Annotated in this window: 18 protein-coding genes and 2 pseudogenes; 4 read left to right on the top strand and 16 right to left on the bottom strand. The window is 46.4% G+C overall.

Annotated features, from left to right (window positions below; all coding sequences use genetic code 11):
* Both K4A83_RS23405 and K4A83_RS14795 read right to left on the bottom strand, forming a co-directional pair.
* Positions 1-133 (bottom strand): annotated as a pseudogene (locus tag K4A83_RS23405) (RNA-guided endonuclease TnpB family protein); the annotation flags it as partial.
* 236 nt (positions 134-369) lie between these two features.
* Entirely contained in the window at positions 370-1,161 is a 792-nt protein-coding gene (locus K4A83_RS14795; RefSeq protein WP_265265384.1) for an LmeA family phospholipid-binding protein, read from the bottom strand.
* Between the two features lie 196 nt (positions 1,162-1,357).
* Between K4A83_RS14795 and K4A83_RS14790 the strand changes: the two genes are divergently transcribed.
* The gene (locus K4A83_RS14790; protein ID WP_265265383.1) at positions 1,358-2,110 is read left to right on the top strand and encodes a pseudouridine synthase; all 753 of its coding nucleotides are present in this window, start codon (positions 1,358-1,360) and stop codon (positions 2,108-2,110) included.
* A gap of 60 nt (positions 2,111-2,170) precedes the next feature.
* Positions 2,171-2,992, top strand: a complete 822-nt coding sequence (locus tag K4A83_RS14785) for a helix-turn-helix domain-containing protein (RefSeq protein WP_265265382.1) — start codon at positions 2,171-2,173, stop codon at positions 2,990-2,992.
* 115 nt (positions 2,993-3,107) lie between these two features.
* Here K4A83_RS14785 and malQ read toward each other — a convergent pair whose 3' ends face one another.
* From malQ to K4A83_RS14765, 4 genes are all read right to left on the bottom strand, one after another.
* On the bottom strand, positions 3,108-4,616 hold the full coding sequence (malQ, locus tag K4A83_RS14780) for a 4-alpha-glucanotransferase (protein ID WP_265265381.1): 1,509 nt from the start codon (positions 4,614-4,616) through the stop codon (positions 3,108-3,110).
* A 225-nt stretch (positions 4,617-4,841) separates the two neighbouring features.
* A complete protein-coding gene (locus K4A83_RS14775; RefSeq protein ID WP_265265380.1) occupies positions 4,842-8,876 on the bottom strand; it encodes an EAL domain-containing protein in 4,035 nt (1,344 codons plus the stop codon).
* A 586-nt stretch (positions 8,877-9,462) separates the two neighbouring features.
* Positions 9,463-10,065, bottom strand: a complete 603-nt coding sequence (locus tag K4A83_RS14770; RefSeq protein WP_265265379.1) for a nitroreductase family protein — start codon at positions 10,063-10,065, stop codon at positions 9,463-9,465.
* A 148-nt stretch (positions 10,066-10,213) separates the two neighbouring features.
* Entirely contained in the window at positions 10,214-10,693 is a 480-nt protein-coding gene (locus K4A83_RS14765; RefSeq protein ID WP_265265378.1) for an Hsp20/alpha crystallin family protein, read from the bottom strand.
* A 345-nt stretch (positions 10,694-11,038) separates the two neighbouring features.
* Here K4A83_RS14765 and K4A83_RS14760 point away from each other — a divergent pair, with 345 nt between their 5' ends.
* On the top strand, positions 11,039-12,694 hold the full coding sequence (locus K4A83_RS14760) for an ABC1 kinase family protein (RefSeq protein ID WP_265265377.1): 1,656 nt from the start codon (positions 11,039-11,041) through the stop codon (positions 12,692-12,694).
* 167 nt (positions 12,695-12,861) lie between these two features.
* On the opposite strand, the gene K4A83_RS14755 is transcribed toward K4A83_RS14760, so the two are convergent.
* Positions 12,862-13,662: a class I SAM-dependent methyltransferase gene (locus K4A83_RS14755; RefSeq protein WP_265265376.1), complete on the bottom strand. Its 801-nt coding sequence runs from the start codon at positions 13,660-13,662 to the stop codon at positions 12,862-12,864.
* Between the two features lie 41 nt (positions 13,663-13,703).
* Positions 13,704-15,095: an efflux RND transporter periplasmic adaptor subunit gene (locus tag K4A83_RS14750; RefSeq protein WP_265265375.1), complete on the bottom strand. Its 1,392-nt coding sequence runs from the start codon at positions 15,093-15,095 to the stop codon at positions 13,704-13,706.
* Between the two features lie 264 nt (positions 15,096-15,359).
* Between K4A83_RS14750 and K4A83_RS14745 the strand changes: the two genes are divergently transcribed.
* Positions 15,360-16,217 (top strand): tetratricopeptide repeat protein, encoded by an 858-nt coding sequence (locus K4A83_RS14745; RefSeq protein ID WP_265265374.1) that lies wholly within the window; start codon positions 15,360-15,362, stop codon positions 16,215-16,217.
* A gap of 127 nt (positions 16,218-16,344) precedes the next feature.
* On the opposite strand, the pseudogene K4A83_RS14735 reads toward K4A83_RS14745, so the two are convergent.
* The 8 genes and pseudogenes from K4A83_RS14735 to K4A83_RS14700 form a co-directional block, all read right to left on the bottom strand.
* A pseudogene (locus K4A83_RS14735) lies at positions 16,345-19,516 on the bottom strand (DEAD/DEAH box helicase family protein).
* Between the two features lie 9 nt (positions 19,517-19,525).
* Positions 19,526-19,897, bottom strand: a complete 372-nt coding sequence (locus tag K4A83_RS14730; RefSeq protein WP_265265372.1) for a HEPN domain-containing protein — start codon at positions 19,895-19,897, stop codon at positions 19,526-19,528.
* Entirely contained in the window at positions 19,894-20,241 is a 348-nt protein-coding gene (locus K4A83_RS14725) for a nucleotidyltransferase domain-containing protein (protein WP_265265371.1), read from the bottom strand. The genes K4A83_RS14730 and K4A83_RS14725 overlap by 4 nt, the downstream gene beginning before the upstream one ends.
* Positions 20,242-20,352: 111 nt before the next feature.
* Positions 20,353-21,495, bottom strand: coding sequence for a restriction endonuclease subunit S (locus K4A83_RS14720; protein ID WP_265265369.1), 1,143 nt, complete (start codon positions 21,493-21,495; stop codon positions 20,353-20,355).
* A 22-nt stretch (positions 21,496-21,517) separates the two neighbouring features.
* On the bottom strand, positions 21,518-21,856 hold the full coding sequence (locus K4A83_RS14715) for a HepT-like ribonuclease domain-containing protein (RefSeq protein WP_265265368.1): 339 nt from the start codon (positions 21,854-21,856) through the stop codon (positions 21,518-21,520).
* On the bottom strand, positions 21,840-22,154 hold the full coding sequence (locus K4A83_RS14710; RefSeq protein ID WP_265265367.1) for a nucleotidyltransferase family protein: 315 nt from the start codon (positions 22,152-22,154) through the stop codon (positions 21,840-21,842). Before K4A83_RS14710 ends, K4A83_RS14715 begins: the two co-directional genes overlap by 17 nt.
* Complete coding sequence (locus K4A83_RS14705; protein WP_265265365.1) at positions 22,151-23,617, bottom strand: type I restriction-modification system subunit M; 1,467 nt, start codon at positions 23,615-23,617, stop codon at positions 22,151-22,153. Before K4A83_RS14705 ends, K4A83_RS14710 begins: the two co-directional genes overlap by 4 nt.
* Before the next feature lie 239 nt (positions 23,618-23,856).
* Positions 23,857-24,057, bottom strand: a 201-nt coding sequence (locus tag K4A83_RS14700) for a transposase (protein ID WP_265265363.1), incomplete at its 5' end; no start/stop codon positions are given.

The following is a 24,057-nucleotide window of genomic DNA, read 5'->3' as shown; positions in this document are numbered from 1 at the left end:
TCTTACCCACACCCCGATTGTCCATCCAGTAACGCAAGACTTTATTGCGGACGAACTGAGTTGTCCGAATGGCTTCGTCGATGGCTTCGACTTGATAAGGTTTGGGTTTGACCTTGTATTCGAGAACCAACATTGTTTGACACTGGCTTGCTTGGTATCATTGTAGCACTCCTAATGCCGCCCTGGAAGGGCGGGGCTTGAAACCCATTATTTTTGGTCAATTAGTATGGTGCAATCTACGTCAATCAACGACCCAAAGAGTTGTCTGAGCGATGGTGTCATAGCCCCGATTGCCAAGGGATCTAGGCCTTGCTGAATAAAATGCAAATCTGGGGCTAGAGGAAATAGGTCACGACGGGATTCTCAACATTAAGGAGAAACTAAGATTTCCCCTTGAACCGCTAACTGTCCTGACGTTAGACTCAATGTTGTCAAGTTTACCTCGGATCCCAGAGGAATTTGCAGTTCACGGGGCGGGTTCTGGGCTAAGTCCCCTTGCAAGGTCAGGGGGGAAAGGTGTAAAATTTGACCGTCAAGGATTTTTAATCCGGTTTGCAGCAAGACGGAAGGGTTCATTGGCTTTCCTTGTAACCATTCTCCCCGTATTGTGATTTCTTCGGGTGTAATTTCGGCGGTTTGCCAGCGAATTTGTCCGGAAGGTAGATCCGTAGAAACATTCGTAGACTGGGGGTTCTGTTGACTAGGGTTGACAAGAGAGCCGGGGGACAAGAATAAATCTTGTAAAGCACTGGCTAAAAGCGGTGCATCGAGAGAGGCTTGTAGATCCGATTGCTCTAAACGCACATGACCTGTAACAGGAACAGGTTGTAATAAACGCAGGGGTTTTCCTTTGAGGACTTGACCTAAATTAATGCGGATATTTTCAGCTGTTAATTCAACTTCGCTGAGGTGTAAGCCTTGATAGACAGCACCTTGTGCCGAAAGAGACACTTTGGGTAAGTACCCGGTTAGAATTTGCCGATTGCGCCCGTGAATCTTAACTTGTAACGCTTCAACTTTGTCCGCTTGCGATCGCAGCCAAAATTGCACCGCCGGTCCGAGGATTTTACTAATCAACTGACTTTGACCTTCGGAGTCTTGGGAATCGAGAATTTCAGGGGTTAGGTTTTCTAACATTAAGGGGGGTTCGTCTCGGGACATAATAGGCGGGTTAATTTCCATCTAAACTCTAACCTTGAGCCGTTGCGCTATCTTTAACTCTCAGGGAGGAAGTTTCTAACGCAAAATCAAGGTTAGGTGGTAATCTTGTAATATTTGTACATAGTTCCGGGATCAAGTGCAAGGTCTGCCACCGGAAACCCACCAGTCCACTGAGTTCTCAACGGGAGAAAGCCCTATGCCAGAACGGGTTCAAAAATTAATCTCTCAATGGGGTATTGCCTCACGTCGTCAAGCTGAGACTATGATCTTAGAGGGACGGGTGCGGTTAAATGGGCAAGTGGTGCATCTGGGTCAAAAGGCCGATCCCGCAGAAGGCGATCGCCTAGAAGTAGATGGTCAACTACTCCATCCCCAAAACCGTCCTCAGTTTGTGTATCTTTTACTCAACAAACCGAAAGGAGTTCTCTGTACTTGTGATGATCCCCAAAAGCGCAAAACTGTTCTGGATCTTTTGCCCCCTCGTCTGGGTCGCAATCAAGGAATCCATCCCGTGGGGCGTTTAGATGGGGACTCCACCGGAGCCGTTTTATTAACCAATGATGGGGACTTAACCTTAAGACTCACTCACCCCCGTTATCATCTCCCCAAAACCTATCAAGTTTGGGTGCAAGGCTGCCCCAGTGCTACCACACTAAAACAATGGCGTGGAGGAGTGTTACTCGCTGACCAGTGGACTTTACCCGCAGAAATTAATGTGTTAGCCTCTTATCCTCAGCGAACGTTATTAGAAATTGTGTTAAGAGAAGGTCGCAATCGTCAAATTCGCCGAGTTGCCGAACAATTGGGGCATCGGGTGCTAGAACTTCATCGCACGGCCATCGGCACCCTCCAACTCGCAGATCCTCAACAGCCTGATTTACCAATTGGTCATTATCGCTCCCTCACAGAGCAAGAAATTTGGGGTCAATTTGCCACTTTATCCCTTTAGTCTTATCCACACCTTAAAAATCCCAGTAGAAATCCCAGTAGACATCATGGAGAACCTTGTATGAGCAGAAAAATTCACTTAACGCCAAGCCAAGGGGAAAAACTCAGGGAACTCGGCTCTTATCTCCAAGAAATCCGCCAGAAACAGGCTTTATCCTTGGAAGAAGTGTCGCAAAAAACCCGGATTCAGGTTCGTCTACTGCGGGCAATTGAAGAAGCCAATACAGACGTTTTGCCTGAACCGATTTATATTCGGGCTTTGATTAAGCAATTTGCCGATGCTTTGGAGTTAAACGGGGCAGACTTTGCCAGTGCCTTCCCGACTCAGTATCAGGTCAAACCCATGAAACCCGCTTGGCGAGAATCTACGCCCACTCAATTACGTCCTTTTCATCTCTATTGGATTTATATTGCCGTATTAGTTACGGCGGTGAGTGGTTTGTCCATGTTGGTTCAAAAGTCGAATCTCCAATTGGTGGGGGATAATTCGCCGGGGGATACGGTGGCTCCGTTGTCTGACGAGACGGATCAACCCTCCTCGCAACAAACCAGTCCCACGATTGCGGCAGTCAATCGTTTAGAAGATTCGTTGACGGCGGCTAATCTTCCGGAAAATAATCCCCCTTTGAACAATCGTGTGGTGGTGTCGATGAAGTTACAAGATGATTGTTGGCTGAGGGTGGTTGCCGATGGCGTAGTGGCCTATGAGGGGATTTTAAATAAAGGGGAGGAACGGACATGGGAGGCGGAAAAATCCCTCAAAATTACGGCGGGTAATGCTGGGGGGGTGGTGATTACGTTCAACAATGAGGAAGCCCGTCCTTTGGGGAGTCCGGGGGCGGTGCAAACGGTGACTTATCAAACGCCTAATCCTCAGTCTTAATTGAGAATTGAGAATTGAGAATTGAGAATTAATAATTGATAATTGATAATTGAGAATTGAGAATTAATAATTAATAATTGAGAATTAATAATTGATAATTAATAATTGTTCCCTCTTACTCGTGGGGGAGACGGTTGTAGATGTCACTGAGGAAACGAAGGCGATCGCGCAATTCTTGAGTCAACACCTCAGAACGGTAGCGCCACGTCCAATTCCCCTCGGCCGCCCCGGGGTAATTCATGCGAGTTTCTCCCCCTAAGCCTAAAGCATCTTGGAGGGGGAAGATAGCACAATTGCCCACAGAACATAAAGCCATGCGAATCATCGCCCAGTGAATGCCCTCCTCGGGGTAGCCCCCGAGATAATTTAACACCCGATCCTTTTCTTCAGGCGATCGCGCCTCATACCAGCCCACCGTCGTATTATTATCATGAGTCCCCGTATAGACCACACAATTGGGGTGATGATTAAACGGTAAAAAAGGATTCCCCGGCCCCGAATCAAAGGCGAAATGAAGAACCTTCATCCCCGCAAAGGAAAACTCATCTCGCAGGGCTTCCACCTCCGGCGTAATCACCCCTAAATCCTCGGCAATAATGGGCAATTCCCCCAACTCCTCCCGCAGGAGTTGAAAGAATTCCGATCCCGGTGCATCCACCCACTCGCCATTAATCGCTGTTTTCTCGCCCCCTGGTACCGCCCAGTAGGACTCAAACCCCCGAAAATGGTCAATCCGCATTAAATCCACATAGTTCAACATCCCTTTAATGCGTTGAATCCACCACTTAAACCCCGTCGCCTGTAGAGCTTCCCAGTTATACACCGGATTGCCCCACAACTGTCCCGTTTCGCTAAAATAATCCGGTGGCACCCCCGCCATTAACTCCGGTTGTCCCGTTTCCTCATCCAAGCAGAAGATTTTCGGGTGCGCCCAGACATCCACACTATCATGAGCCACATAAATGGGAATATCCCCAAACATCTGGATCCCCTTATCGTTGGCGTACTCCTTCAACGAAGACCACTGACGGAAAAACTCCGCCTGCATATACTTGTAATAAAAAATCTCATCCCGCAACTGTTCCGTTGCCAACACCAAGGCCTTGGGATCGCGTTGGGCTAAGTCTTCCTCCCAATCGTACCAACTCGCCCCGCCATTGGCATCCTTGAGGGCCATAAACAAGGCATAATCATCTAACCAGTAAGCTTGAGTCGTACAAAACTCCTCAAAATCCTCCAAGCGTTCCGGTGTTGCTTGGTCTAAAAAATTCTGACTCGCCTTTTTCAAAAGGGGCATTTTAACCTGAAAGGCTCCGTCATAGTCCACCTGATCCGGATTAAAACTGGGTAAATTATTCAGGTCTTCTGAAGAGAGCAACCCCTCGGATTCCAACCATTCTAGATTAATCAGTAAAGGATTCCCCGCCCAAGCCGAATAACACAAGTAAGGAGAATTCCCGTAGCCTGTTGGTCCTAGAGGTAACACTTGCCAGACCTGTTGACCACTATCCACTAAAAAATCCACAAATCGATACGCTTCCGATCCAAGATCACCGATGCCAAAACGACCGGGCAGGGAGGTGGGATGCAGGACAATACCACTAACTCTATTTGAAAAAGGCATATCTGACATTCAGCAATAAGAAGTGGGAGTGCGACCGAGCCGCACTCGTTCCCTGACTGTACTGCTTAGGGAGGACAGAGATCAAGACAATGGGACAAATCGTTTTTGACCAAGACAACTTTGGGGTGAACTATTCAGACTTCTCTAGGAGTAGGCGTGGGCTTCTGACTTCTGCGCCCGATGCCCTAATTTTGACAAGGGGAGAAAAGTCTTAACTTGTCAAGATCATCCCTGACCGCAATTCATCCCACGCCGACCTATCGGGTCAGACAGGGGGCTTTTTGTGCAAGAAGCTAAAAAGTCTTCTGCACTTTGGGCATCTAAGGGACGACAGAAATAATACCCTTGGCCGTAATCACAGCCTAAGTTTTGCAGTTGTCGCAGTTGGATCTCTGTCTCAATGCCCTCGGCCACCACATTAATCCCCAAGGTATGGGCTAGGGTGATCACCGCTTGGATAATTTCTAGGTTGCTGCCGTTGGGCTGCATTCGCATGACGAAAGAGCGATCAATTTTTAAGGTGCTGACGGGGAAACGGTGGAGATAACTTAGGGAGGAGTATCCGGTGCCGAAGTCATCAATACAAAGTTGTAGATTGCGGGCCCGTAGGGCGAGGATGACTTCATCGACGGAATCGGCGTTTTCCATTAACACACTTTCGGTAATTTCCAATTTCAGACAATTGCCATCGAGTTGCAGTTGTTCTAAGGTTTGGTCAATATAATCTAGCAGATCCCGTTCCCGGATTTGTTTGCCCGAGAGGTTAACATTCATGGTTAAGGGAGGACATTGGGGGAATTTGTTCTGCCATTGCCGTAGTTGGGCGGCTGCTTCGCGGAAAATCCACTGTCCCATGGGTAGGATGAGGCCGGTTTCTTCGGCGACGGGGATAAATTCGGCGGGGGAGACAAAGTTTTGTCCGGGAGGATGCCAGCGCATCAGGGTTTCAAAGCCCACAATTTGACCGCTACTGAGGGAAATAATGGGTTGATAGTAGGCGAGGAATTCCTGTCGTTCGATGGCGCGCCGCAGGTCGGTTTCTAGGGTGAGTCGGGCGAGGACGCGCTGGTGCATATTTTGGTCAAAGACGGTGTAACGGCCTTTGCCTTGGGCTTTGGCACGATACATGGCGGTGTCGGCATCTCTGAGCAGGTCTTCGGGGGTGTCGTAGTCGGGGGCGGCAATGGAACAGGTCAGGGGGATGTTTTCGTAGGTGATATGACTGAAGGCGATGCCAATACTGGCGTTGGTGAAGACTTCATACCCACCGAGAATGAAGGGGGATTTGATCTGTTCTAGGATTTTTTCGGCAACGGCGATCGCATCTTCTCGTGTCCCAATATCTTCTAAGAGCAGGGTAAATTCATCCCCCCCTAAGCGGGCGAGGGTATCACTGGCCCGCAGACAGGATTCTAAGCGTCTAGCGAGGGCGATCAGCATTTGATCGCCGATGGTGTGACCTAAACTGTCATTGATGACTTTGAAGGAGTCTAAATCTAAGAATAAAACAGCGAATAAATAGCCTCCCCGTCGTTTGGCCCGGCGAATGGTGTGCCAGAGACGATCGAGGAATAACACCCGATTGGGTAAGTCGGTGAGGGAGTCATAAAAGGCGTTATGGCGTAGTTGTTCTTCGGCTTGTCGGCGTTCGGTAATATCGCTACAAATGCCATCGAGTCGCAAGGGTTGACCTTTGATATCCCGCACCACTCGGCAACGACTAGCTAACCACCGGATGGTTCCGTTGGGTTGGACAATACGAAACTCGCTTTTGGTGGTGCCGAGACGGAAAAGACTCTTAAACTGGTCAATGAGATGGGGTCGATCATCGGGGTGAATGGTGTCTAACCACAGGGCGGGATTGCCTAAAAAGTCGTTGACTGAACGCCCATAGACGGTTTCTGTGGCGGCGTTGAGATAGAGTAGGTGCAGGGTGCGGGCATCGGCTGACCAGACCACATCATCAATGGAACTGAGGATGCCTTCTAGACGCTGTTCACTTTCTTTGAGGGCTTCTTCGGCTCGGTTGCGATCGCTAATATCCACCACCTGACCAATCATATAGCGGGGAATCCCTTGGCCATCCCCCACCACCACCACTTTCACCAAGGCATGAACAATGCTTTCATCTTGGGCTAGATAGCGTTTTTCTAATTGGTAATGATTGATTTCATTGAGCAGTAACCGTTGATTGATGGCTGCATCGGCCGCTCGATCATCCGGGTGGGTTAATTCCACCAAGTTTTTCAGCAATAATTGAGAGGGCTTATACTGCAACACCTCACAGAGAGCGTGATTCACCTTTAATAAATGACCATCCAAGGACGAGATAAACATTCCGATGGGGGCCAATTCAAAGGTCAGGCGAAATTGTTCCTCGCGCTCCCGCACTTCCTGTTCTGCTTGGTACTGTTGGGTAATATCATTCACTGAGAACACAATGGCCACAATTTGCCCCTGTTCATCTTTGAGGGGAGAACCGTTAATGGAAAGATATTTAAGCGGCCCCCCACTAAATTGGATGGCATGACGCACATTAAACACAGGTTTTCCCGCGCCCATGACTTGATTAAAGGGCAGTTGTTCTGAGGGGAACGGTTCTCCGTCAAAATCTACAATGTGCCACCGTTGGTCATCATAAGTCCAAGTTTCGCCCTCTGAGAAGGTTAAGCCTAAAATGGCTTGGGCCTGTTGATTGGCAAAGGTAATCTGACCTTGGGCATTCACCACCGTAATGGCGGCTACACTGGTCTGCATAATGCCGTTGAGTAAGTCCCGTTCATTGCGCAGTTGTTCTTCAAACTGTTTCCGTTCGGTAATATCAGTTTGTACTTCGATAAAGTGGGTTAAATTGCCCTCGGAGTCGTGAACTGGAGCAATATAGAGTTCGTTCCAGAATAAAGACCCATCTTGACGATATTGCTCTAAAACGGCGTGATATTCTTCCCCATAGAGTCTGGCTTGTTCAAGTTCTCGTTGTATTTTGGGATCGGTTTCTGTGCCGTTTAGCACAAAATCTGGATTCCCAATCACTTCTTCGGTTCGATAGCCTGTGAGTGTCTCGAAACTGGGGTTAACGTAGATAATGGGACAGTTGGAGGCGATCGCATCTCGAATCGTAATCCCATTACTACTGGCATCAATCGCCCGTTTCATCAAATCTAATTGAGCCTGTTGTTGATGTCGTTCAATAGCCGTGGCTAAAATATGGCTCACCAGTTGCAAAAACCGGATATCATCCTCCGTAAATTGTCGCCCGTGATGACTATAAGCCCCTAAAATGCCATACATTTTCTCCCGATTGGGAATAATCACACTCACCCCACTGATTATTTTATGATTATGGAGCAGAGGCGACCCTCGAAAACGAGTTTCTAGAGCTAAATCTTGAAATACCACAGGCTCATGTTGTAGAAGAGTGTAGCCTGCTTCAGAGTTGGACGAAGCACTCACCGTCGCATACCCCACCATCTCCTCTTTCCAACCTACTCCCGCCCGCAATAATAAAGCATTATGATTGGGTAATAATTCTAAAATTTTGCAATATTTAACTTCTAACGTTAAAGCCACTAAACGCACCGCTTGATCCATCAAGGCTGATAAATTAGAAGTCGCTAATCCAAATTGACCTAAACGAGTCACCGCCGATTGTTGGCGCAGGCGAATATTTAACTCCTGTTCCGTTTGTTTTTGTTGGGTTATATTCTCAATATGCAACATAATAAAATCCCCATCTATCCATACCAAATACAGGCGCAACTGTTGGCGCATTTCCTCCGGTTCTCCCAGAGTAATCTGTCGTTGAATAGGTGAACGATTATTAGCACAATGAAGTAAGGTTTGATAGATAACAGGTGTTTCAGAAAAGAGTTCTCGCGCCTCTATTCCAACCTCTTCAGTGTGATAAAAGTAAGGAAAGTTTTTAGCGGCTTCGTTCCACTCTAGTAGAACAAATGTCTTGCCCTGTCGTTTAAATGTGTAAGTTGGTAGGGGCAAATTATAATATTGTAACTGATAATAATAATTCTGTTCCTGTAACGCTTTAATTTGGGTTTTGTTTCGCTCATTTTCTTCTTGAAAGTCCCGCTCCATTTGGTCTTTCTGCATATTTTTTTCAATTAACTTTTGCTTGTATTCCTGACAAATAAGCTCAATAAGTTTACGACTTTTTATCCGGTTTAAGCCGTAGCTCATTAAACCTAAAATCGTCACAATTATTACCCCAAGCCAAGGATAAACACAGGGAAATTGATTAACCATAACCTACTGACTGACCCCAAGTTTACAAGTTCTTTTGTTTATGCTAGGTGCCGCAATTCTCAGTTCACTTTACCGTTGACATCAAGGATTTTTATCCCCTCCTTTTAAAGGACAAGAATTTAGGTATCAAGGGATTTATCGATAAGGGCTTCTCATGTATTCTGAAAATTGCTTGATTTGTTTAAAAAAAAAGGGTTTTTTAAATGGTGAGAATGGTGTTTTAGTTGATCCCTCCTCTATTCTATAAAATTATGGCTGAGTTTATCGACAAGATAAAATAAATCTAAAAAAGTTTTGCCCATTGCAAATGTAAATTTTTTTTGATATTATTGACGAATAACAAAATATATGTTATCAGAAAAACCCCACCCTGCCGTTGGCGAGGAGGGGGAATTCCGCAACACTTTTGTTAAACATTGACACCCCTCTCCCTTTAAAGCGGGGAATGTCAACTAGGGAATAGCAATCTTGACAAGAGGAGAAAAGGCTTAACTTGTCAAGATTGCCCATTGCCTATTCCCTTGTGGAGTCTAGCGTTGGGCTTTTTCAGCCGATCCTAGGTCATAGGGAATTCGCGGCAGTCTGGTTAAAAATGATCGTAAACCATCACTTCCTCTAAAAGTAATTGACCCCCACGAGGGCGGGCTGGTTGGGCAGCTTTCCCCACTGTAATCATAAAGGAAATCACATAATCCTCCGGCAATTTGATGATTTCCGCTACCTTCACCGAGTCAAAGCCAATCATTGGACAGCTATCATAACCCATTGCCTTGGCCGTCAACATAATGGTTTGCCCCGCAATCCCCGTAGAACGCATAACCTCATCTCGCGCCAACTGTTCTTTCCCTTCATAAAAAGAACCAATCATGGGGACTAAAACATTTTGCACCTCAGCCGGGGCATTGCGCCAATAACGTTGGGGATCTTTTGCCCACGCTTTAACATCCCCACAGAGTAGAATCACAATAGATGCCTCAGTCACTTGTGCTTGATCCCAAGCAGCAGCGCGAATTTGTTGCCGTAATTCAGGGTTTCTCACCACGACAAAACGCCAATGTTGAATATTAAAAGAAGTCGGGGATAAAATAGCTGCTCCTAGGAGAGTATTAATCTCTGCATCGGTCATTTGATGATTAGGGTCGAAGTGTTTAACCGATCGACGTTCTTGAATTGCTTGAAAGGTATCCATTCAGTCTGATTCTTTTCTCAAATAAGTCCATCTTAATTGTAGCTCAGAGCGGTATTTCTGACCTAACAGAAAAACCCACTTGTTAAACTAACAAGTGGGGACAAGAATTATCTATGCCATGACCGTGGTCAACCAGCGACAACAATCTTTACCCTTGGGAGTCAGATTGTAGTGGTGGATTAGAGCTATTCTCCCCATTGAGTTTGACTTTAACCACTCGGTTTACAGCTTCGGTCACTTTGGGTAAGGTCAAGGTTAAAATGCCGTGGTCAAAGTTAGCCGTTACTTGGTCATTTTGGATAGCAATGGGGAGAGGAACTACCCGTTTAAACTGCCCATACCGGAATTCAGAATGATAAACTCCTTTATCCTCGCTTTGTTCGCTGCTGCGATATTCCCCTTGAATAGAAACGGCTTCGCGGGTCACATTAATATCGAGGTCATCGGGGTTAATACCGGGTAATTGAACTTGTAAAATGAGTTTATCTGCTGTATCTTTCAGTTCAATGGCGGGTTTCCACAGGGCGGAAGGATTGTAAGTTTTTTGGGAGATTTCGTCAAACAGTTGATCCATTTGTTGACGAAGGGTTTCCATTTCTGCAAAAGGTTGCCAACGAATTAAAGCCATAACTCTTTCCTCCAAGTAATCGGTTGCTTTAGGGATTGATTACATTTTTATTCTGCGCTAATGAATTCAGAAATTAAAGTCGAAAAAACCGTATTAGGTTAGGAGAGTTTACCGATAATATTTTAGGAAATGGAGGAGAATGTTCGGTTGAGGTTGGGTTTACTAGAAAGGGAGGATCTGGTCATTATTCACATCTCATTGAAACGGGCGATATTTCTAGAAAAAAGGATGGGGACAGCCCGATCTCCTGGTTAGCCCTCCAAGCAAGAGGTATCAAATTCTTAACCCTGTGCTACGGTTAGAAATTGGACTCCTTCTCTCTTCATTCACTTTTCTAAAGGCAATATGGTTCTTGCACTGACACAAAACACTGCACGACAACGGGAAATCCTAGAAATTGTGCTAGGCAATGGCTGGGACTATATGCGCGGGATTTTAACCGTCGGGAAAGCCGATGAGCCGCAAATTCCCCCCCCGGAAGTTCTGCGCAATATTTTGGTGGAATTGGGGCCTGTTTATGTCAAGCTGGGACAACTACTCAGTACCCGTCCTGACCTGCTCTCCCCTCGTTATATTGAGGCGTTGACGGCACTGCAAGCGAAGGTTCCGACGGTTCACTGGTCAGAAATTGAACAGGTCATCCGTCGGGAGTTACATCGACCCATTGAAGAAGTCTTTATTACGATCAATACAAATCCCATCGCGGCTGGTTCTATTGCCCAAATTCATCGCGCTACGCTAAAAGATGGGCAGGAAGTGGCGATGAAGGTTCAGCGACCGGGTATTGAGACGATTGTGGCTCAAGATACGGCATTAATCAAGGCGATCGCAGAATTAGTCGGGGCCACTGATGTCGGACGAGATTATGATGTCGTCTCCCTCGCCGAAGAATTCACCAAAGCCCTACAAGCTGAACTGGATTTTACCAAAGAAGCCCAATATACCGAAGAATTGCGCCAAAACCTCTCCAAAACGCGCTGGTTTGACCCCAAAGACCTTGTAATCCCCAGTATTCACCGCCATCTCACCACGAAAAAACTCCTTGTGATGGAGTGGCTAGAAGGTCAGCCGATTCTAGAGGCCCCCATCGTCCCCGCCGATTATAGCCGAGACGGAGAACAGAAGCGACGAGAAGAGATCACCACGCTATTATTCCGGGCTTTTTTCCAGCAAATGTTTGTGGATGGCTTTTTTCATGCAGATCCTCACCCCGGTAACATTTTTTACTTGAAAAGTGATCAAGTTGCCCTGATTGACTGCGGCATGGTAGGCCGTTTAGACCCCCGCACCCAGCAAATTCTGGTCGAAGTCTTATTAGCTATTGTGGATCTCGATGCGAAACGATGCAGTCAACTCACCCTAGACCTCTCAGAATCTAGCCAGTTGACGGAACTTGCTCGACTCGAACAAGATTATGAAAAAATGCTGCGTAAGTATTATAACGTCAGCTTGTCCCAAATCAATTTTAGTGAAGCATTTTATGAGATTTTACAGATTGCTCGGGCCAACAAGATCAAAATGCCGGGGAATTTAGGCCTCTATGCTAAAAGTCTGGCGAATTTAGAAGGGGTAGCCCGAGGATTTAACCCAGAAGTAAATTTACTCAATGAATTTAAGCCCCTCATGACGGATTTATTTAGTCGTCAATTGTTTGGAGATAATCCCCTACAAACAGCTTTACGAGCGGCTTTAGATATCAAGGCTTTATCGTTACAAAGTCCCCGACAATTTGAAGTAGTTTTAGACCGCCTCAGTTCAGAAACGCTCCAATGGAATTTAAGAATTCGTGAATTGTCGGGGTTACGTCGCAGCCTTGATAATTCTGCTAATCGTCTTTCTTTTAGTATTGTAGTGGGGTCTTTAATTATGGGGGCGGCTATCATTTCAACGGGCGCTCATACCCGCCAGTTAGCCTTACTGAGTGATGTTCTCTTCACGGTGGCCACCTTGTTCGGGTTATGGTTAATTATTAGCATTTTACGCTCTGGGTATTGGAAGTAATTAGGGCTTGCTGAAAAAGCCCAACGCTAGACTCAACAAGGGAATTGATAATTGACAATTGATAATTGATAATTGACAATTATCTCCGACTCCCCTGCTCCCCTGCTCCCCTGCTCCCCTGCTCCCCCCTCTCCTATTCTTGGGATTAGAGCCTTATTCAGCAAGCCCTATTTAGTGGCAACTACGGCGAGATTCCAACACATTCGCTTCATGAACGGCAATTTCTTCAAAACTCGATCGAGTCGTTCTAAGCGACAATAAAGGGGCTTCAGTCTCTCCTGTTCTAAGATAATCTTTTTCCAATATCGTTCCTGATTGGGGTTAACTTTTTCAATCAGATAAAATTGCAGAAAAATCCAGAGACTGGCTAACCAAAAGGTATCATATTGAACCTGGGTAAAGCGCGATCGCACCGTTTGCACAATTTGGATATCTAAAGGCGTTTCGTCCTCCGTGCGGACTTCTGTGGCCATGCGGCGATATACATTAATCACCGGATTATGCTTTAGGGGATCCCAAAAACAAGCTTTCCCCCCCGGTTTTAAGACACGGTGCATTTCCCCCAAAACGATTTTAGGGTTAGGGATATGGTGTAATAAATTGGCCGCGTAAACAATATCAAAATGAGCGTCAGGAAAGGGGAGTTCCATGGCATTAGCTACAGATCCCTCGATAGAAACGCGGTTTTTTGCCGCTAATTGCAGCGCCACCTCTACCATACCGGGAGAATAGTCCGCCGCCACACAATGCGCCCCTTTTTGGGCAAAATAAACGCTATTCTCCCCAGCCCCACAGCCGAGATCGAGTAATTTTTTGCCCTGCACCTCCCCTAAGTGATGCAATATAAAGCGGTTTTCTGGGGCTGTACAGGCTTCAAAGTAGTCCCGGACGCGAATTCCATCCACATCAATGGTCGAAGCCCATTGATCGTGAAATTTTCGTTCCTTCCCTAAAAAGTCTTGAGACATGGGTTGTTGATCATCAAGGTGGGTCTTGGCCGAATTCTGCCTTAACGTGGGGGTCTATCGGGTAAATCGATAAAAACCCGCTCACCGGGCTGTAAACCGGAGAGAACCTGCACTTTATCCTCGAAAGTTGCCCCAAAGACTACCGGGCGAAATTCCGGCTGATTGTTCTCTCCGACAACCATCACGCCTCGTTGTCCTTCTTCGGTCACTACGGCCACTGTCGGCACGGTTAACGCTTGCCCCAAGGATAACCCGACAAAGGTGACATCTACATTCATGCCGGATAATAAACGACTTTCGGCTGTTTCATCTAACTGAATCCGTACCTCAAAGGAGGTGACATTTTGTTCTACTACGGCCTCGGGGGCGATTAACTTGACCCGACCGCGAAACACTTGATTGGGGAAGGCATCGGCGATGATTTCCACAGGTTGACCTGGCTGAAGTCGGATCACGTCCACTTCCGGGACTTTCGCGAGGATTTCTAAACCTTGGGCGATCGCCAAAATAGAGGCCGATGTCGCCGAAGCCGTTGCAGAAACGGAGGTGGTGGGGGTAACAAAAGACCCCGGTGTTGCATATTTTTGGGTAATAATCCCGGCAAAGGGGGCGCGAATTTGGGTATCTTGGAATCGAATTTGGACTTCTCGTAATTGGGCTTGAGCGGCTTCTGCGGCCCCTTGTAAACGGGTTAGTTCAAGGCGAGCATTGCGTTCCCGTTGTTCTAGGGCAATGCGGGCTTCTTGGGCATTGGCTTGTAGGCGTTGGATTTCTGGCTCTCGGGTTTGCACTTCCCGCTTTAAGCTTTGTTGGGCTTGAATCACGGCTACCTGAGCATTGCGCAATTCTAAGGCGGCATCGTCAAAGGCATTAGTCGAGACGGCACCGGCTGAGGCGGGGGTTTGATAGCGTTCGTACCGACTACGGGCCCGGTTAAAACGTTCCTCGGCTGCTACGAGTTGGGCTTGAGCTTGATCAATCTCTGTGGGGATGCGGGCTTGAGCTTCTCTTAAGCTGGCTTGGGCGGCATTAAACCGGGCGCGGGCCTGTTGAATTTCCCCATTAATGCGAATTTCCGCTTCTTGTAAGCTGGCTATGGCCTGTTTGAAGTTGGCTTGGGCCTGTATGCCTTGGGCGGCAATTTCATCATTATCCATTTCGGCGAGAGGTTGCCCTTCTTCTACTCGCATTCCTTGTTCAACCCCTAATCGCCGCAGTCGTCCGGCTGTTTTGGGGCTAATATTTACACTTTGAATCGGTACAACAGTACCATTTGCAGAAATACGGAGTTGGAGGTTTTCCGGTTGAACGGCAATGGTGAGATTGTCGAGTTCCGATTGAGGAGGATTAAAAACAGCTTGGTAGGTGGCAATCCCGACGAGGATAGTTCCTCCTCCAACTAAACCAATAATCCAAGGTAACGGGTTACGCATCGAATAGGTAATAGGGAATGGGGAATGGGAATTGATAATTGATTACTGTTAGGGGATGGTGCTTCAGGATTACAGTAATTGCTGTTGAAGCCCAGTTATTCGGTCTGATGCACCCTACAACTGTTTACTAAATTACTGTTTGAGGATAGCCAATGGTCCCTAACTGTGTCAACTCTCGCCGTCGGGATGGGGTGGGGCGGCAGAATCTTTAAGGGCGTGATAGCTTAGTATAGAACGCGATATAGGAAATTTCGAGGCTGAACTGTGCCGAAACGTAACTGGTTACTTTCTGTTTTAGCGATCGCAGGTTGTTGGCAGTTGGCCCTCCCTGCATCGGGTCAAGCATTACTCCCTTATACCTTAAATCTGGAGGCGGAGGAGTTGGAAACCCAAGGCTTGGCCTTAGTCCAAGATGCTATCCAACTGGCTCGCTTTGAACAATACGATCTGGCCTTGCCGAGGGCAAAATTAGCCACGCAACTCGCCCCAGATACTTTTGAATCTTGGTTTGTCTTGGGAAGTTTGTATGTCCAGCAACAACAGTTAGACGAAGGGATTACGGTTTTAAGACGGGCGCAACGTTTAGCTCCTCGGGAGGCGGGCATTTTATTTACTTTGGGTTCAGCTTATTTCCAAAAGGCGGATTATCAAGCTGCTCTCCGGGAACTCGAAGCGGCCTTAAGGCTTGATTCTACTTCCTTAGAAGGCTTATTTGATTTGGGCAATACCTATCTGATGTTGAAGCGTTTCCCGGAAGCGATTGCCACCTACAAGAAGGCAATGGAACAAGAACCGCGTTTTTGGCCTGGTGTCAATAATATTGGCTTAGTGCGGTACGAACAAGGGGATATTGAGGGTGCGATCGCCGACTGGGAAGCGGCCTTAGCCATTGATCCCAATGCGGCTGAACCGATGTTAGCCATTGCGGTAGCCCGCTATCGCCAAGGCCGTCAAAGTGAGGCACTCAAACAGGGTCAAGCTGCTTTAGCCCTTGATCAAGAGTATGGTAGTTTAGACTATCTGAAAAAAAATCTCTGGGGCGATCGCCTTCTAGCCGATGCAGCGCGCTTTTTCTCTAATCCCCAAATGCAGGCTCTTACAACCATTAGCCCCAATCCTTAAGCCGGGATGGGAGAATTGACCGACTTTCCTTCTAAGCTTGGCTAGAGAGGGAAAGTCGGTCAATGTTTGGGGTTCCCGTTGAATCAGGAAGCCCCATCCTCGCCAAGGGCAGGGTGGGGTAGTTCACTTAAGCAACGCCAAACTTCATGTCTACCGAGTCATTGAAGGAATGAATGATCGCCACAATATTATCGGCATCATCATCACTAAAGAGTCCGTCTAAGCCTTCATGGTGTAGCTCGGTGAAGGGTGGTTCATAGAGCAGCTTTGGATCCATAACGCCCTGTTGGGTGAGTAGATCGATGATTTGTTCGATGAAGCGGATTTGGTTGGCGGTGAATTGGGTGTTTTCGAGGTATTGACTAAAGGCAGTTTTGGCGGCGGCGCGATCTAGTCCGACGAGGCTACGGATAAAGCTTTTGAGGTTGGTGGCTTGGGTCTTAAAGGCTTCTGTGAATTTTTCTTTGCTCTCCAGTCCTTCGGTGGTGAAAAGAATGGCTTCAAGGGCGTTGAGGTCGGTGTCGGTGAGGGGAAGATTACGGCGGAGTTTGGCGATCGCCACATGGTCTTGGTGGTTGCGGATATAGGTTTCGACTTTTTTGCGGTATTGGTGGGGGCTAAATCCGGTTTGCTCGATGGGGACAGTTGCCTCGCCAATGTCGATTAGTTCGTCTTGGAAATTGGTGTGGATAATGTTGGTTTTGTAAGCACAGCAGATCGAAGCGGCGGGTTTCTGGTTTTTCTTTGGGAAGTCCGTTGGGTAGTTGGGCGATCACCTCCTCTAGGGTGCGGAGTTGTTGGGGGGTGAAATTTTGCCAGTTTTCCCGCTGACTAAAGGTTTCGACTTCTTTGAGATGACGGCGCACCATAAAGTTTTCGGGTTCCATGCTGGCGACGTATTCATGGAGGCGATCGCCGATCTCGTTTCTAAATTCTTTGAGTTCGGGTTGGGTGGCTACGGTTTGAAACAAGGCAAGGCGGGTTTTAAAAAGTTTGGCGGCTAATCCTTCGGCGGGTTTTGGGTCGGTTTCGGTTACTTGTTGCTCGAAATATTCAAAGTTACGGCACAGGTCAAAAATCAGAAATTCGGTTTTATCTTCACCGGGGGCAAACAGATCAGGGCAAAGACGGGTTCCACGCCCAATCATCTGGTTAAATTTCACGCGAGAATAGACGGGTTTGAAGAAAACGAGATTCACCACTTCGGGAACGTCTACGCCAGTGTCGAGCATATCCACGGAAACGGCGATCGCCACATCACTACTTTTTTCAGAAAATTCATCTAGGAGACTTTGGGCATAGGGGTCATGGCTATCGATGAGCTTGGCAAATTTGCCGTTGTAGTGGGGATAGTTTTTGTTGAATCGTTCGAGGATCTTTTCGGCGTGGTTATGGTTGCGAGCAAAAATAATGGTTTTCCCCAGGCGATCGCCGCCGTCTACTCTTAAGCCAAATTCCATCAGGATTTCGAGGGCTTTGTCGATGGTGTCGTCATTAAAAAGCCAGTTATTGATTGCTGTGCCGTTGATTTCGTCGAGGATTTCGCCCGTTTCTGGATCGGTGAATTTTTCCTCGTATTCGGCTTTTTCGTCTGGGGAAAGTTCGCTGTATTTAATGCCAACGGTGGGAAATTTCAGGCTGATCTTAATGCCTTGGGGTGGGACGAGATAACCGTCTTTAATGGCATCGTCGAGTTCATAGGCAAAGGTGGGGTTGCCTTGTTCTAAGCCAAAAATTTCGTAGGTGTCGCGGTTGACTTCATCCCGTGGGGTGGCGGTTAAGCCGATGAGCAGTGAATCGAAATGCTCGAAAATGTAGCGATATTTTTTGTAAACGCTGCGGTGGGCTTCGTCGATAATCACCAAGTCAAAATAACCGGAGCCGAATTTTCTGCCGTCGCGCTCAATTTGGTTAATTTGGTTCATCACGGTGGGATAGGTGGACACCACGACATTCGCGCCCTGTACGTCTTTTTCTTCGACGAGGTTGATGACGGTGGCATTGGGGAGGTGTTTGTTAAAGGCGCGTTTGGCTTGTCTAACGAGGCTGTTTCTATCGGCTAGGAACAACACCCGTTTAACCCAGTTGGCTCGCATCAGGACATCTACAAGGGCGATCGCCGTGCGGGTTTTTCCGGTTCCGGTTGCCATGACGAGGAGGGCTTTACGGTTCTTGCTGGTAAAAGTTTCGGTGATGCGTTTGATGGCTTCGATTTGGTAGGGTCGCTCAAATCCAGCAATGTCTTGGTTCACTTGGACGAGGTGGAGGGCTTTTTTGTTGGTGCGTTGCCAGATGAGCCGCTGTAATTCGTCTTTGCGTAGAAAACCGTGGATCTCGCGGGGGGGATAGTTCTGGTCATCCCAAAGGTAAGTATGATAACCATTGCTGTAGAAAATGATCGGGCGTTGGTTAAATTTTTGCTCCAGACAATCGGCATAGAGTTTGGCTTGTTGTTGTCCGATTTTTGGATCTTTGGTGGTGCGTTTGGCTTCGATGACGGCTAGGGGTAAACCGTTGTCATCCCAGAGGACGTAATCAATTTTGCCTGTGCCTGATTTATTAACGGATTGGGGCATTCCTTCAACAGGATATTCGCGACAGTTTGGATCGCTGAGATCCCAGCCCATTTCTTGTAACAGGACATCAATGAGATATTTGCGGGTGTTGGCTTCGTTCCAGTTGTGGTGATCGGGTACGGCTTTGTTGGCGGCAAGGAGGGCATCGAGTTGGGCTTTAAGGGCAGCTAATTCTGCGGCGGTTTGTTTTTGGCGTTCTTCGGCGATCCGTTTCATCGCCTCGGTTTGGGAGAGTTTGGCTTCGAGTTGTTGGAGTTCTTCGAGGGTTTTTTCTGCTGTGCCGCTGGTTTCGGGCTGTTGGAGTAGGGCGGGATTAAAGGGGATTTCGCCTAGGTTTTTGCCATTTTTCGAGTAGTAGCGACAAACCCAATACAGGAAATGAAAGAGTTCTTCGATGAGGTGGAGGGCATCCCGATCGCCGATCGCCTTTTGTTGGTGGGCGGCAATGTTTCCGACTTTGTGGATGATGCGTATTTTCTGGAAAATGCCGGGGGAAAGATTATCTTGAAAGGTTTGTTCGTGGATCAGCGCACCGAGTTTGGTGTCGTAGGGCAGTTGGAGATAGGGATCGTTTTCGTAGAGCCACAGGACGGCTTGTTCTAAGGTGTAGCGGCTATAGAAGCAACTGGCACGGGGCGCACTATAGACTAGGCTTTCGGCATGGGTCGCATGGTCAAATAACTTTGGAAAATCGGTTTGGAGAAAATCGAAGTTTGAAGTCATGGCGATCGCCTACAGATGGGTATAGATAAGGTTTAAAAAAGCTTCGGCTCTTTCGATTTGAGTCGCGGCTTCTTCTTTTTCTAGGATATTCATTTCGCCATAATCTCCTAGTAATCGGAGATCTTGGGCTTCCTTGAGGTGACGATGAAATTCTTTGGGGATGCGTTCTGTTTTGGTAAACTCTCGACCAAAGGCAGAAATCACGGCTGAATGTTTGGAAAAGCTGAGTCCTTCACTTTCTAGGAATGCAGAGGCGACATAAAACATGGTGTAGTAGGCTCTGGCAACGGCAAAATCGTAGTATTCACCTTCATATAAATACTGGGCTGCATTGAGGCTTTGTTTTGCTTTGGCAATGAGTTGCTGTTGGTTTTCGTTCACACTAGAATACCTTCGGTTTTGATGTTCCGTATTAGCGGGGTTTCTTTGGTCTGGAACTGTTCAGAGGAAAGATAAATACAATTGATTAGGGCATCGGTTTCAAGGCAAAAATCGCTAATCCAAGGGTTATTTTTTTTGATTTCTGTGACGGGGTTAATAGGTCCTTTTAGAACGATCGCCACATCGATATCTGAGTCAGGTTCGGCTTGTTGTCGGGCTTGGGAACCGAAAAGGATGATTTGTTCGAGTTGTTCGGGGTAGTGTTGTTGAATTTTTGTTTTGAGTTTTTCTAGGATTGCTTTGAGTTGTGGAGTAAGAGGATAGTTTTCTTGGAGGGTAATCATGGTTACAGTTCTCTGCGATCGCCTACAGATGGTTATCAATGAGGTTTAAAAATAGCGATGTCTATCAGGATGATAGTTTGGGACACAGTTAAATTTCCTTTTAATGATTCATCACAACTCACCGCGAAAGGCTCTTTGCAGTAGGGAGTTAAATAGATTTTCTGATTCTTTTAAGTGAGCTTCTAATTTTTCTGATTGTTTTCTTAAATTCTCAATAATTTTAGAAAAATGCTCCTGTTTTTCAACTGGGGGGACAATGATTTTAAGATCTCGAAGAATTGCAAGATTTATATTTTTTTGTGCTGATTGAGGTGCGCTTGCTTCAAGAATTGGCTGAAAAAAATAAAACCAGCCTTGCACAAAATTAGTATTCATTTTCGCCGATGGAGAAAAGCCAACAATACTATCAGGAAAACAAGCATCAAAACTTAAAATACCAGTCTCAGCAATATTTGCCGCAATTGTTATGCACAAAGTTCCCGCTTTCCATAAACGACTTTGTGCTAATCCTTTTTCAGAATAAGTTTGAGAATATTTTTGAATAATACTCTTACAATTAGCAACATCACCTGTTTGAATTAAAGGGTATTTTCCACCAAGTAAGGATGGATCATTCCGAGGTCGATGCTTAGATTTGCCTCTTTCTAAATTTCCAACATTACCTAAATTATTAACTTCCCAGCCTTTTGGGTTAGTGACAGGATCGCCAAACATATCGAGGAAGAGCGATCGCCCTAATTCCTCAGTTAACCGAATCGCCTCCTGTCGCTTGCGTCTGATGCCGTCAGCCTTGTCGAGGATTGCCGCTATCCTTCTTTGTTCGGCGATCGGGGGGAGTGGAACAGGAATTTTAGATGCTGCGGATTTTGTTAATTTGCCTCTAGTACTTCCTGTAATAAAAGGTACAACATCAAAACGTTCTAGATATCTACATAAGTATCTGATATCAATATTATTTTTGGGTCTTAAAACATGGGCATGATTGTTAACCCAACATTTTCCTTCTATTTGATAAGCAATAGTTTTTTCTGGATTTCCAAAGTGTCCACCATCTTCAGCCAATAAAACTAAAGGTTCATCAAAAATATAATCATTGATAGAATCTTGCTGACCATTAGCACCATAATATGGGTATTTGCCTTGAACTCTATCTTTTTGAGTAATAGGTTTTCTTTGACTATCCAAAAAATCAACTACATTGTCAAGGTCAACCTTATCCCATTTATTTGGCAAAAAATCTTGTCTGATTAACATTTAACTATCTCCTCAAGTTTATTTATAGCGTTTTAATTATTTCTTGAATTTGCAGATGTAGAGCCGGAATTTCTAAGGTGACGACATCCCAAACCACATCATAATTAACCCCAAAATAATCATGAATTAACTTATCTCGCATTCCTGCCATAAGTTTCCAAGGCACATCAGGATAATTTTCCCTAAAATCATTTGGTAAATTTTTCGTTGCCTCCCCAATAATTTCAAGACTACGAACAAAAGCACGCATCAAAGTTTCATTACTCAAGAAAGCCTCTTTATCTAACCCTTGGGAAAACCTTAATATGAAATCAGCTTCATCCCGAATATGGCATAAATAAACCTTAACTGAACGAGACATATTCCACCTCACCCAAAATATGATCCTTGAGATAAGGACTCAAAGACTCTGGCGTAACCATATCAACCTTGCGCCCAAAAAGCTCCTCAAAGAAAAAATACAAATCCATAAAATTCCGAAACGTTTTCAGATCCGGCTCAAACACCACCAACAGATCAATATCACTTTCAGGAGTTGCCTCATCCCGCCGAAACGAACCAAACAAACCACACCGCCGCACCCCGTAGCCCTCCAGCGTTTCCCAGTGCGCTTTTAGTTGCTCAAAAATATCACTTTTACTAGAAACTAAAACACTCATAACATCCCCTCAAGGTCATCTAAATCAGCCAAAATCTCATTCTCTAAAGCTTTCAACTGCCCTAAAATCTCCAATGGTGGCGCATAACTCACCTCCTCATACTCAACTTCCTTATACCGACTAATCGACAGATCATAACCATTGGCCGCAATCTCCCCCTTCGGCACAAAAAACGCCTTAGCCGTCCGGTCAGTATCCTTTTCTAAATCCCGACTTTTCCAGCGTTCAATAATGTCAGGAATATCATTCTCCGCAACAGGCGATCTTTTATCATCCAGAGATAACCCATCCGCCTGCATATCGTAGAACCAAACCGAATCCGTACCACCCGCCCCCGTCTTCGTAAAGATCATAATTGCAGTCGAAACCCCCGCATAAGGCTTAAACACCCCCGACGGCATCGAGACAATCCCATCCAACTTATGATTTTCCACAATCATTTGCCGTAAATCCTTATGCGCCTTCGACGAACCAAATAGCACCCCATCCGGCACAATCACCGCCGCTCGTCCCCCCTTCTTCAGCAGCCGTAAAAACAACGCCAAAAATAGCAGCTCCGTCTTTTTCGTCTTCACCACAGCCGCCAAATCATTAGCAATACTCTCACTATCCAAAGACCCCTTAAACGGCGGATTCGCAAGGATTAACGTAAACGCCTCCTCCACACCCCCATGATCCTGCGATAGAGAATCCCGCGCCTCAATCTTCGGGTCTTCAATGCCGTGGAGCATCATATTCATCGAGCCAATCCGTAACATCGTCGGGTCAAAATCAAACCCGTGGAACATTCCCGAATTAAAATGCTCCCGATTTCCCAACCCATTCAGCACCAAATTGCCATCACTATCCTTCAGTTCCCGCAGATATTCCGCCACCGCCACCAAAAACCCACCCGTCCCACAAGCCGGATCACAAACAACCTCATGAGCATTCGGCTCCATCAACTCCACCATCATCTTAATAATGTGGCGCGGCGTTCTAAACTGCCCATTCGTGCCTGCCGTGCTGAGTTTCGAGAGCATATATTCATAGAGATCCCCTTTGGTATCTCGATCCGCCATGGGAATCTGTTCGATCTGCTCTACCACCGTAGACAACAGCGAGGCATTGGCGATCATAAACGTCGCATCCTTCATGTGTTGGGCATAGGCTCCCCCTGCCTTCCCCAGATTTTTAATCATCGGAAAAGCCTGATCCCGCACCACCTCCAGCATTTGTGATGCTTCTAGCTGCTTAAAATTCGACCACCGACAAGCCTGCTGTTCCGGTGAAAACGTGGGATTTTTGACTGTGCCGCCCAACCGATTCGCTTTTTTTTCCTTTACGAGTTCAAACTCATCAAGGCGTTTGATAAAGAGCAAATAAGAGATCTGCTCAATGACCGATAACGGATTACTAATGCCACCACTCCAGAAGGTATCCCAGAGCTTATCCACCTTTGTTTTGAGTTCACCTGTGATCATCTAGCAAAATCCTCTCTCTCTCAATCTTCCAAATATAGGCGCGATCTGTCTCGAATGTTTCCATGTTAGGGCGATCGCCACTCCCTTAAATTTAAGCATTAAGTACAGTAATCATTTAAGCAACACTTTACTTAACTTGTTACGCCTCTAACTCCTCAAGTAACCTTTCCACAGCGAAGCGAACAAGATCCGCTTTACTACGATTAAGCTTCATTGCCGATTTTTTGACACTCCTCGGCCTAAAGGCACGAGGATTCTTGGTTCACAGACTCGCCATAACCTAGCAGGATTGCTCCAACTAGGCTAGAGGGCCAATCTCCCCAAGCTTTAGATCCGGTATGCCCTACCGTACTTAATGCTAATTTCAGGATATTAATTGCAGCATTTATATCTCTATCTTCTATCAACCCACAATCAGAACAAATATGGGTTCTAGTTGA

Source organism: Spirulina subsalsa FACHB-351, assembly GCF_026130165.1.
In the GTDB taxonomy this organism is placed as follows: Bacteria; Cyanobacteriota; Cyanobacteriia; order Cyanobacteriales; family Spirulinaceae; genus Spirulina_A; species Spirulina_A subsalsa_A.
Note: the sequence above shows the minus strand (reverse complement) of the source record. Positions and strands in the feature narration are given on the sequence as shown.